Here is an 11,411-nt window from a genome sequence, read left to right as displayed (position 1 = left end):
TTTTGCCTTGGTAACTAGTCGAAGTCATATGCAGGTAAAGGCAGGAAAAGCACCGAGACCAAAATATCATATCTACTTCCAAATCAATGAGGTAACTGATAAGGATGTCTACGTAGCTATGAAGGAAGAACTCTGTAATCAATACAAGTTTTTTGATGATAATGCCAAGGATGCGGCAAGGTTCTTCTTTGGAAATCTCAATGCACAGGTTATATGGCATGATTCATGGCTAACTATTGATGAAGATTTGTTTCAAGCTGTGTCTATTGATGACGAGGAAGATTTCGATGCAGACTTCCATACTCCTTCCAGTGGACCAATCCAGCAAGGGAGTCGTAATTCAACGATGTCTGTATTTGCAGCTAAGATTGTCAAACGTTTAGGTGTAACGCAAGAAGCAAGGGATGGCTTTGATGAGCAGGCACAGAAATGTGTACCTCCACTTGATAAAACAGAGTTAGATACCATCTGGGGAAGTGCTGTGCGATTCTACAACAGAACTATAAAAACATCTAAAGGCTACGTGGCTCCCGATGCTTTTAATAGAGAAACATTAAAACCAGATGATTACTCAGATGTAGGCGAGGCTGGTGTGCTTGCTAGAGAATATGCTAATAAGCTGGCCTACACCAACGCAACTGACTATCTTTACTATGACGGAACTCACTGGCGTGAAAATAAGCAGTTGGCATTAGGTGCTGTTGTACACTTTACCGATGAACAACTTGCTGAAGCGAATGCACTCTTGGAATCTGCAGATAAGCAACTTCAGTTTTCAGGTATTGATGAATTGACCATTAAGGCTGGAGGAAAGCGTCTAGAAAATGCAGTCGAAACCCCACTTCAATTGAATTATTTAAAAGCTTATCTTGCAGCTAAAGAGTTCCATAAATTTGTTATGAAACATCGTGACTATAAGAATTTGATGGCTGTCTATAATACAGCTAAACCAATGCTTTCAGTAGAATTGTCAGAATTAGATAGTGATGACTTATTACTCAATACCCCAGAGGCAACCTATGATTTACGAAAGGGAATAAATGGTCAACAGGAACACAATCCTGAAAATTACATAACAAAAATAACCGCAGTCTCCCCTAGTGACCAGGGAATGGGATTATGGCAGGAAACTTTAGCTACCTTTTTCTGTAATGACCAAGAATTGATTGATTATGTTCAAGAAATTATTGGTATGGCTGCTATCGGTAAGGTCTATCAGGAACACATGATTATTGCCTATGGAGGCGGAGCGAACGGCAAGTCTACTTTTTGGAATACCATCGCTCGTGTGCTAGGGAGCTATTCAGGTAAATTATCTGCGGATGCCTTAACTATGTCTAACAAGCGTAATGTCAGTCCTGAGCTTGCTGAGATTAAAGGGAAACGTCTGGTAATTGCTTCTGAAATGGCAGAAGGGATGCGACTCAATACTGCGGTTGTGAAGCAGATTACCTCAACAGATGAAATCCAAGCAGAGAAGAAGTACAAGGATCCATTCCACTTCGTGCCCTCACACACGCTGGTTCTTTACACTAACCATCTGCCTAAAGTAGGAGCGAACGATGATGGAACTTGGCGACGTTTGGTTGTCATTCCTTTTAACGCTAAAATCATAGGTCGCTCTGACATCAAAAACTTTGCGGACCATTTGTATGACAATGCAGCACCAGCCATTATGTCTTGGATTATCGAAGGTGCAGAAAAAGCCATCAAAGCGAACTTCAAAACAAAGGTACCAGCTGCCGTATTAACTTCCGTCAAAGCTTACCGAGAAGCCAATGATTGGTTAGGACATTTTCTTAGCGATTGTTGTGAGGTTGGTGATCAGTTGACAGAAAAATCAGGAGAACTATACAGTCAGTACCGTGCCTACTGCGCCAAAAACATGGAGTATACACGCAGTACGACCGATTTCTATTCTGCTCTTGATCAGGCAGGTTTTAAACGAAAACGGACTAGTAAAGGTAATCTCATTCTTGGTTTGAAATTGGTAGAGGATGGTTATGATTTCTTAGATTAATGACCAGCATTTTTAGTCAACAGATCTCCACAATAGAGGTATTTGATTATTTTAGGTGTGTAAGTCGTTGACTGAAAGGTTGGAACTTATTTTGAATGAGGTTTCAGATAGATGATTAAAACGACCAGCATGAGTGACATTTTTTGATTTTGTGTAGGTCTATTATGGTCTTTTCTAAAACTATCCTATAAGCAAAAATTACTATAAAAAAAGCCTATAAGAGGAGTTTTGGAAATGACTGCACTAGACCTACACACTTCAATTTGACGAAAGGATTTAGAACGATGAGAGAAAAGTACGTTGAGCAAGCTTTGGTGAAGTCTGTGAAAGCTCGAGGAGGTATTTGTCCTAAATGGGTATCGCCCTCTTTTTCTGGTGTTCCAGATCGTTTGGTGTTTTTACCCAAGGGCAAGTTTGGCTTGGTGGAAGTAAAGGCTCCCGACCAGAAGCCAAGGAAGTTACAAGTGTCAAGACATAAACTGTTCGAGCGGTTAGGCTTTAAGGTTTATGTCATTGACCGCATTGAGATGATTGGAGAAGTGTTAGATGAAATTGACATTACATAACTATCAGGTAGTCGCTAAGGACTTCATCATAGGTCACCCTTATGCAGCAGTCATCCTAGACATGGGGATGGGGAAGACGGCTACAACCTTGTCTGCAGTAAATGAGCTGATGTTTGACCGATTTGAGGTTACTAAGGTTTTGGTTATTGCCCCACTGCGAGTCGCAAATACTGTCTGGAGTGACGAGATTGAGCAATGGTCTGAGTTGCGTAACTTACGGTATTCGAAAATAGTTGGTACTCCCAAGCAACGAAAGGTAGCTCTTCAGAAAGATGCGGATATCTATATCGTCAATCGTGAAAACCTCCCTTGGCTGGTGGAACAATGTAGTCCCTATTTCAAGTGGAATATGGTAGTGATTGATGAATTGAGTTCTTTCAAGTCTTGGCAGTCCAAGCGTTTCAAAGCCTTCATGGCTATGCGACCTTACATGAAACGTATCGTTGGTTTGACAGGAACTCCAAGCTCAAATGGGTTAATGGACTTGTTCGCAGAGTTTAAAGTCATTGACGGAGGAGAACGTCTTGGTCGCTTCATCGGTGAGTTTCGTAGTCGCTACTTTGAAGAAGGTCGTCGCAATGGAAACATTGTCTATGAATACATCCCCATGGATTATGCGGAGTATCAAATTCAAGACAAGATTAGTGATATTACCATTTCCATGAAAGCCCTAGACTATCTGGATATGCCTGATTTGATTTCAACCAAGAAGCTGGTGCGTATGTCAGAAAAGGAAAAAGAAAAATACATTCAGTTTAAGAAAGAGTATGTATTGTCAGAGTTAGATGGACTAGAAGTAACTGCTGCCAATGCTGCAAGCCTAACGAACAAGTTAGTTCAGTTATCCAATGGAGCCGTATATTCTGATGATCATACAGTCGTGTCACTTCATGAACAGAAACTAGATGCCCTTGAAGATATCCTTGAATCCGCAAATGGAGAACCTATCTTAGTTGCCTATTGGTTCAAACATGACTTGGCTCGGATTATGAGTCGTTTAGAAAAACTCAAGGTAAAGAGTCGGGTGTTGAAAACAGAAGAAGATATTCGTGAATGGAATAAGGGTAATGTTCCAGTTGGCTTACTTCATCCAGCTGGAGCAGGTCATGGGTTGAATCTTCAAAAAGGCGGTCACCACTTGGTCTGGTTTGGTTTAACGTGGTCATTGGAACTATACCAACAAACCAATGCACGGCTTTGGCGACAGGGGCAAGAGTCTGAGACTGTTGTTATCCAACACATTGTGACTGAAGGAACGATTGATGAAGAAATCCTAAAGGCACTAGAAAACAAAGATGCACAACAAGAACGGCTGATTGAAGCAGTTAAAGCACAAGTAGGAGGGGCAGATGGATAAGGCAGAGCACATACTGACGAATTACAATGAACTCAAAAGTGACTTGGAGATGTTAAAGTATCGTTTGGAACATTTCAAACCAGTGACAGAAAATGAGGTTATTGGATCACTAGTTTTTGAAAAATCTGATGAACCTAGAGTTAAAAGTACACCTACCAATCAACGGTCAGAGATGATTGCGCTGAATTTTCGTGAGAAGATGATTCAGGAAAATGAGGAACAATTGGCGGATTTATCGCAACGGTATATCCGATTGGCTAATGACCTTGATAATTTTGAGATGGCTTTAAAATTTCTAAAGGGAGATTTGTATGATTTTGCGCAATCCATGCTTAAGTCAGATAGTAATTGGGATAGCTTGATGAGAGAGTTTCATATTAGTCGAAGTACTGTTAGAAATTGGCGACGTAAGGTCTTAGACCATGTTAGGGAAGTGTATATGAAAATGGGATTTTCTTTGGAAAAGTAACCTCTCCCTGACCTACCCTTGACCTACCAGTAACCTCCCCCTGACCTCCCCCTGACCTACCAGTAACCTCCCCCTGACCTACCAGTAACCTCCCCCTGCACTAAGTGTGACCTAACATTGACCTCACTTTGTCAAAATTTGTGGTAGAATTGTAAGTGTCAAAAAAGACAAAAAATACCCAGTAATGACTGGATATATCTCCACTTTAGAGTTAATATGTACACAACAAAAGAAGAGGAGAACCATACAATGACAAAGCGTCAACAAGAAAAACTCAATGCCCTTTTAACAGAAATTGCAAAAGAAGAACTTTTTGTAGAAACCTTGGAAAAACGTTGGAGCGACAATCTAGACTTCTACGATGTTTCGGTATGGGGTATCAAAAGAGCATTGGAGAGAGCCTACGAAGCAGGCCAAAAATCAGTAAAATAAAGTAAAGCCTAGCCTCATAAAGGTTGGGCTTTTTGCGTGGAGGAATTATGATTATTTCTAGTGAACAAGTTTCAGTTGGACACCCAGATAAAATCTGTGATCAGATTTCAGATGCTATTGTGACGGAGTGTCTAAAGTATGACAAATCAAGTCGTGTGGCAGTTGAGACTTTAATCAAGGATAACCAAGTTGTGGTAGCTGGTGAAATTTCAACTAGACATTACTTTAATCTCGAGAACATTGTTCGTCAGGTTGTCGAGCCACTTGGTATGAAGAATGTTCGGGTAACTAACCTACTTGGACTCCAAAGCGCAGATATTGCACAAGGAGTAGATAATGGTGGTGCTGGTGACCAAGGAATGATGTTTGGTTATGCGACAGACGAAACTCCTGAGTATCTGCCACTTCCTTATGTTCTAGCAACTCGAGTCCTTGAGAAACTGATGTCAATTGGTCACCACTTACTTGGAAAGGATGCTAAGGCACAGGTATCCTACGACTATGAGAAGAAACGGATTGATACCTTTTTAGTTTCCATCCAACATACCGAAACGGCTGACCTTGCCACAGTGAAACGAATTGTGACTGAAGCTATGATGTCAGTAGCACTTCGTTACCGTCAGAATCTAGATTTCAAAGTTCTAGTCAATCCAACTGGACGTTTTGTTTTTGGTGGCTCATTTGCAGATGCAGGAGTGACTGGACGTAAGATTGTGGCTGATACCTACGGTGGTTTCGCACATCATGGTGGAGGTGCCTTCTCTGGAAAAGACCCAAGCAAGGTTGACCGCTCAGCCGCATACATGGCACGAAAGATTGCTAAGGACATTGTTCGAGAAGGGTATGCGAAACGATGTGAAGTACAATTAGCCTATGCCATTGGAGTTGCAGAACCTGTGTCGGTGCATGTAGAAACCTTTGGAACCAGTCGCTACACTACACAACAACTGGAAGGAATGATTCGAGAGCGTTATGATTTAACACCACGAGGTATCATTAAGGAACTTCATCTCTTGGATGTAGACTACACCAAAACATCTTGCTTCGGACATTTCACAAAAGCCTACTTTCCTTGGGAGAAATAGTGATATAATTGAGAGAGAAAAGGAGTATTCATATGCCCAATCCTCAAGTATCCTCAATAACCGTATCACTTTTTAGTTTCATGTTGCCGATGATTTCAATTGATATTAACGTAGAAGAAAAATTGGTAAGTATCCAAAAATTTCCTGAGACAGAAGCAGAGATAAAAACAATCTCCAATCTCCGATTATTTTTCTTCTTAAATCAATTAAAACGTGTGAAACTGTCTGAATGGAAGCAATATTATTCAAATGAGATGGAGATTTTAGATGGTACTCAGTGGAATGTATCATTTGTCATGAATGGAAGAACTTACAATTGCTCGGGTGATAATAATTTTCCAAGAGAATGGACGTTGTTTTGTAGGGCAATAAATAGATTAGTAAAGTACAATTACCTAGAATAATTGTACTTTTTCTTTGGAGGGAAAATGCCAAGAAGACCAAGTACACCTTGTAAACAAAATGGTTGTCCTAACCTAGTACCTTATGGACACAAGTATTGTGAGAACCATAAAGCAAACTACCAACTGGATACCAAGTCAACCAAAGCCAAAGGATACAATGCCCAGTGGAACAAAGCACGACTTCGTTACTTAAAAGTTCATCCACTCTGTGTTCAATGCAAAGTCAAAGGTCGATTGACCAAGGCAACAGTGGTTGACCATATCAAACCCCACCGAGGTGACCAAGAACTCTTTTGGAATCAATCTAACTGGCAAGCACTTTGTAAGTCTTGTCATGACAGGAAGACCAAAACGGACGATAGGTATGTCGAGTACACCTATCATTTCTAACAAAAAAGCCACCGCAAGGTGACTTAGAATAAATCTGAATGAGAACCTGTTCGAGAGGCCGTTAGAATTAACTGTCCTTTGTCAATGGCGTATACTAGTAACCAGTCAGGTTCAATGTGACACTCACGAAAGCCAATATAGTTACCGACCAGAGCATGGTCACGGTAACGTTGGTCAAGCGTTTTTTCTTTTAACAGTGTTTCGAGAACAGCTTCAAGTTTACTTAATGATAGACCACGTTTCTTAATTCGCTTGAGGTCTTTCCTAAATTGGTTTGTGGTGACTAAGGTTAACATGTTTAATCCTCATCCAGCGAAGCAAAGAGTTCCGAAACGTTGTTAAATGACTGTGCCTCGAGTTTTCCAGCCATGATTTGACGTGCTTCTTCAATAGCTAATTCAGTGTCTCTGTTGTAGCGAGGTTGCTTTATCTGGAAAGGAAAACCTCCTTCCATGATGGAAGTGTTCAGAAAAATATTAATAGCATCAGTGACTGAGATACCAAAGCTATTAAAGAGAGCTTCAGCTTGTGCCTTTGTCGATGGTTCAATCCGTAGATTGATGTTTGCAGTTTTAGCCATATTGTGTTCCTCCGTTTTTATTTAAATGTACCACAAAAGTTAAACAAATGCAACCTAAACTTAAAATTATTTCGTTCATTCGTACCTCTTTTTTCGTACCTTTTGGGGGAGGGGGGATCAAATCTCTAAAACCTTGTCTCGCAAAGACCGACGCCCCCTCAAACGTGCAATTTCGCAAAATTCGCAAGCGGGTACATTAAAATCGCTCAATTATTACGTTCGTTCCCACCGTTATCACGTTTCTAATGTGGGGATGTAGCGTTCCCTAGTATGTCATTTTTGGTAATAAAATAGTGAAAAAGGCTAGAAACAATGTAGAAAATAGTTGTTTTTAGTCCTTTTTTGCTGGAAAGGAAAACAAATGGACGAAAGTCAACGCAAACAAATCTGGAAAATGCGAGCAGAAGGTCTTGGCTATGGATTAATCGGTAGGGCTACAGGTCTATCTAGAGATTCAGTTAAGAAATACTGTAAACGAAATCCAGCATTGCTTGGTCATGGAGCGGCGACAAAGCAGATGGCAAAAGCCGACCAGAATGACGGACTCCGTTGCCCCCAGTGTTATCAAGCACTGAAAATTCATAAAATAGGAAGACCAAAGAAGTTCTGTTCGGATAAGTGTCGTAAGGTTTGGTGGACAACACATTCTAACGAACACGATAAATCAAAAACCGCATATGAAGATTTGACTTGCCAGCAATGTGGCAGGTCATTTTTATCTTATGCCAATCCAAATAGAAAATTTTGTAGCCATTCGTGTTACATCCAATCACGCTTTTATAAAGGAGAAACCAATGACAAGTCAACCAACAATGGAAATTAGAGAAATTCGATTGTCTGAATTACACCCAGCCTCCTACAATCCTCGAAAAAAACTCAAAAAGGGTGACAAGGAGTATGAAAAGATTAAGCAAAGCCTACTCAAGTTTGGTTACGTTGACCCCATCATCGTCAATAAAGACTTGACGGTAATTGGCGGTCATCAACGATTAACTGTATTGAAAGACTTAGACTATGAAACCGCCAAATGTGTCATTGTCGATGTATCAAAGGAAGATGAAAAGGCATTAAACATTGCCCTTAACAAAATCACCGGTCAATGGGATGACCAGCTTTTGGCAGATTTGCTTTTGGATTTACAGGAGTCGGATTTCAATCTCGACCTGACTGGTTTTGAACCACCAGAAATTGACGATATCCTGTCGAATGTTCATGATAAAGACCTATCAGATGATGACTTTGATGTAGAAGAGGAATTAAAGAAACCAACCTTTTCAAAACGAGGGGACATTTGGCAACTTGGTAAGCATCGAGTGATTTGTGGAGACTCTACGAAAGCTGAAACATATGACCAACTGTTAGGTGATAAAAAGGCAAATTTGGTTGTGACAGACCCTCCTTATAATGTTGATGTAGAAGAAACAGCTGGAAAGATTCTCAATGACAATATGCCTGATAGTGACTTTTACCAATTTCTCTTTTCCATGTTCACTCAAGTAGAAAAGCATATGGAAGCTGATGCCTCCATCTATGTATTTCATGCGGATACGGAAGGATTGAACTTCCGTAAGGCATTTAAGGATGCTGGTTTTTATCTCAGTGGATGTTGCATTTGGAAAAAGAACTCATTAGTGCTTGGACGTAGTCCCTACCAGTGGCAACATGAACCATGTCTCTTTGGCTGGAAACAAAAGGGAAAACATCAATGGTTCAGTGACCGTAAACAGACAACCATTTGGGAATATGACCGTCCAAAATCCAGTAAAGACCACCCAACGATGAAACCAATTCCGCTCATGGCTTATCCTATTCAAAATTCATCGATGCGTGGGACGATTGTTCTTGATCCATTCCTTGGTTCTGGTTCAACCCTAATGGCCGCAGACCAAACTGGAAGGGTTTGTTACGGCATTGAGTTGGATGAGAAGTTTGTGGATGCCATTGTCAAACGTTATATAGAGTCAACAGGAAATGACAACGTGACGGTATTGCGTGATGGCCAGACTTTGACCTTTTATGAAGCCTATTCAATGATGGAGGAGACGGTATGACCTTAACTTTTCTTGATTTCTTTGCAGGAGTGGGTGGTTTTCGTCGTGGTTTGGAATTAGCTGGTTTCAAATGTATCGGTTACTGTGAAAAGGATAAATTTGCAAGAAAATCTTATGAAGCAATGTACGACACGAAAGGAGAATGGTTTCATGACGACATCACAAGCATTGACCCAACACAACTTCCAAAAGCAGATCTCTGGTGTGCGGGAAGCCCTTGTCAAAATGTGTCTATCGCAGGAAAGCGAGCAGGCCTATACGGTGAGCGAAGTCGACTCTTTTTTACATTTGTTGACCTCCTCCAAAGCCAAGAGGAAGAAGATAAACCCGAGTGGATACTCCTTGAAAATGTTAAGGGACTTTTATCAAGTGGCGGGGGACGAGATTATCTCGACTATCTCTCTATCTTGGATGAAGCAGGGTACGACCTCGAGTGGCAAGTGTTCAATTCAAAAGACTACGGAGTTCCCCAAAATCGAGAACGCATCTACACTCTCGGACATCTTAGAAGCAGAGGTCAACGAAAAGTACTACCTATCAGCGGAGAAAGCGGTAGCCATCTTAAGCAACTTGTAGGTGGCATGCAAAGCTATCGCGTCTACGACCCGAGTGGAATTGCCACAACCCTTGTTGGTGAGGGTGGAGGACTGGGTGCTAAGACAGGTCTTTATCTTATTGACCAATCTTTGACAGAACCAAAGTTGACAGATGAGGCACGATGTATCACCGCACGATATACTGCTGGAGCTACAAAGCGGACTGCGATGAATTCTGGAGTACTCGAAATTCAACCTATTCTGACACCCAATCGTATCAATAAGCGTCAAAATGGACGTAGGCTCAAGAAACAGGATGAGCCAATGTTCACATTGACCTCTCAAGACCGCCATGGTGTTCTTGAAGGAATCAAGGTCAGAAATGGTACGAAGCAAGGTTATCAAGTTGCTGAGGTAGGTGATTCAGTGGATTTATCTTATCCCAACTCTCCCACGAGACGAGCAAGAGTTGGGAAAGGAATCGCCCATAACCTATCATGCGGTGGTCAAATGGGTGCTGTGGTTTGGAATGATCGAGTGGTGAAAATTAGACGTTTAACCCCTAGAGAATGTTTTCGACTACAAGGTTTTTCGGATGATTTGTTCGAGAAAGCCCAAGCAGTAAACTCCGATGCCCAACTGTATAAACAAGCTGGGAATGGTGTGACGGTAACAGTTGTCTATACCATTGGTTGTGCCATTCTAGCGAGCAAAGGATTATCGAAAATATCTTCAAAATAATCGAGAAATGACTGGATATATGTCTCCTTTAGAGTTAATATGTACACAACAAAGGAAGAGGAGAACAAATCCATGACAACAACACTTGAAAAACTTTACGACATCTACCCAGCAACCGCAAGCATCATTCCTTACAAAGATTGGGTCATCATTGCATCGATTGGATATAAAGGAACAGAAGTTGAGATTTACGAAACGGCTGATAGTTTTGAAGAGTTTGAAAACTTCGAACGCAGATTTGACCGCATTTACCAAGAAGCAGGAACATTCGAAGACTTTGGACATGCAGTTAAGTGGGCATTTGAAAAGATTGGAGAATAACATGGACGCAAAAATGTTCAATAACTTAAAGACAACCTATCCGGTTGGGACTAAGGTTAGATTAGTTAGAATGGATGACCCACATCCAGTTCCTAAAGGCACACTTGGAACTGTGATTGGAGTGGATGACATTGGTTCACTCTTAGTCAAGTGGGAAAACGGCAGTTGCCTAAATGTTTTGTATGGAATTGATATCGTAGAAAAGGTAATGTGAGATGTGGGAAATTATGACTCGAACGGTTGGAGACAGACATTACGTTTGTGAGTTTCTCCGTGAAGACACAACAGACCCAAGGAATATATACGGTGCTTGGATTAGAATACTGACGATCAAGCGAGATGGAAAATATATCTACCAATATAGATATGGTAATGAAATAGATAACATGGACGATATTGACAGAATTGTCTATCAGGCCGTACTTGATAACTTTAATGAACTTTAAGAAAGAACTCGAA

Annotated in this window: 15 protein-coding genes; 13 read left to right on the top strand and 2 right to left on the bottom strand. The window is 41.0% G+C overall.

Annotated features, from left to right (window positions below; translation table 11 throughout):
* From ACQRDX_RS06065 to ACQRDX_RS06030, 8 genes are all read left to right on the top strand, one after another.
* Positions 1-2,020: phage/plasmid primase, P4 family (locus tag ACQRDX_RS06065; protein WP_427895362.1), on the top strand; the 2,020-nt coding region annotated here is incomplete at its 5' end.
* A 284-nt stretch (positions 2,021-2,304) separates the two neighbouring features.
* Complete coding sequence (locus ACQRDX_RS06060; RefSeq protein WP_003084768.1) at positions 2,305-2,586, top strand: VRR-NUC domain-containing protein; 282 nt, start codon at positions 2,305-2,307, stop codon at positions 2,584-2,586.
* Positions 2,567-3,943 (top strand): SNF2-related protein, encoded by a 1,377-nt coding sequence (locus tag ACQRDX_RS06055; protein ID WP_427895360.1) that lies wholly within the window; start codon positions 2,567-2,569, stop codon positions 3,941-3,943. Before ACQRDX_RS06060 ends, ACQRDX_RS06055 begins: the two co-directional genes overlap by 20 nt.
* Entirely contained in the window at positions 3,936-4,412 is a 477-nt protein-coding gene (locus ACQRDX_RS06050) for a hypothetical protein (RefSeq protein WP_024412698.1), read from the top strand. Before ACQRDX_RS06055 ends, ACQRDX_RS06050 begins: the two co-directional genes overlap by 8 nt.
* Before the next feature lie 249 nt (positions 4,413-4,661).
* Complete coding sequence (locus ACQRDX_RS06045; protein ID WP_024388637.1) at positions 4,662-4,844, top strand: DUF6900 domain-containing protein; 183 nt, start codon at positions 4,662-4,664, stop codon at positions 4,842-4,844.
* Between the two features lie 47 nt (positions 4,845-4,891).
* A complete protein-coding gene (gene metK / locus ACQRDX_RS06040; RefSeq protein WP_172091179.1) occupies positions 4,892-5,929 on the top strand; it encodes a methionine adenosyltransferase in 1,038 nt (345 codons plus the stop codon).
* Between the two features lie 32 nt (positions 5,930-5,961).
* Positions 5,962-6,333: a hypothetical protein gene (locus ACQRDX_RS06035; protein ID WP_172031297.1), complete on the top strand. Its 372-nt coding sequence runs from the start codon at positions 5,962-5,964 to the stop codon at positions 6,331-6,333.
* A 24-nt stretch (positions 6,334-6,357) separates the two neighbouring features.
* Complete coding sequence (locus tag ACQRDX_RS06030; RefSeq protein WP_172067640.1) at positions 6,358-6,723, top strand: HNH endonuclease; 366 nt, start codon at positions 6,358-6,360, stop codon at positions 6,721-6,723.
* A 23-nt stretch (positions 6,724-6,746) separates the two neighbouring features.
* Here the strand turns inward: ACQRDX_RS06030 and ACQRDX_RS06025 are convergent, their stop codons facing one another.
* Both ACQRDX_RS06025 and ACQRDX_RS06020 read right to left on the bottom strand, forming a co-directional pair.
* The gene (locus tag ACQRDX_RS06025; RefSeq protein WP_032511746.1) at positions 6,747-7,019 is read right to left on the bottom strand and encodes a type II toxin-antitoxin system YafQ family toxin; all 273 of its coding nucleotides are present in this window, start codon (positions 7,017-7,019) and stop codon (positions 6,747-6,749) included.
* A gap of 2 nt (positions 7,020-7,021) precedes the next feature.
* A complete protein-coding gene (locus ACQRDX_RS06020) occupies positions 7,022-7,303 on the bottom strand; it encodes a type II toxin-antitoxin system RelB/DinJ family antitoxin (protein WP_172067642.1) in 282 nt (93 codons plus the stop codon).
* 361 nt (positions 7,304-7,664) lie between these two features.
* Here ACQRDX_RS06020 and ACQRDX_RS06015 point away from each other — a divergent pair, with 361 nt between their 5' ends.
* From ACQRDX_RS06015 to ACQRDX_RS05995, 5 genes are all read left to right on the top strand, one after another.
* Positions 7,665-8,126, top strand: coding sequence for a hypothetical protein (locus ACQRDX_RS06015; protein ID WP_044679092.1), 462 nt, complete (start codon positions 7,665-7,667; stop codon positions 8,124-8,126).
* Positions 8,098-9,354, top strand: coding sequence for a DNA methyltransferase (locus tag ACQRDX_RS06010; RefSeq protein ID WP_172091180.1), 1,257 nt, complete (start codon positions 8,098-8,100; stop codon positions 9,352-9,354). The genes ACQRDX_RS06015 and ACQRDX_RS06010 overlap by 29 nt, the downstream gene beginning before the upstream one ends.
* Positions 9,351-10,631, top strand: a complete 1,281-nt coding sequence (locus tag ACQRDX_RS06005; RefSeq protein WP_172091181.1) for a DNA cytosine methyltransferase — start codon at positions 9,351-9,353, stop codon at positions 10,629-10,631. Before ACQRDX_RS06010 ends, ACQRDX_RS06005 begins: the two co-directional genes overlap by 4 nt.
* Before the next feature lie 72 nt (positions 10,632-10,703).
* On the top strand, positions 10,704-10,952 hold the full coding sequence (locus ACQRDX_RS06000) for a hypothetical protein (protein ID WP_044775949.1): 249 nt from the start codon (positions 10,704-10,706) through the stop codon (positions 10,950-10,952).
* A 1-nt stretch (position 10,953) separates the two neighbouring features.
* Positions 10,954-11,166: a DUF4314 domain-containing protein gene (locus ACQRDX_RS05995; protein WP_015057738.1), complete on the top strand. Its 213-nt coding sequence runs from the start codon at positions 10,954-10,956 to the stop codon at positions 11,164-11,166.
* Positions 11,167-11,411 lie beyond the last annotated feature (245 nt).

The sequence above is a fragment of the Streptococcus sp. SGI.013 genome (assembly GCF_050315295.1).
Classification (GTDB): Bacteria; Bacillota; Bacilli; order Lactobacillales; family Streptococcaceae; genus Streptococcus; species Streptococcus porcorum.
Note: the sequence above shows the minus strand (reverse complement) of the source record. Positions and strands in the feature narration are given on the sequence as shown.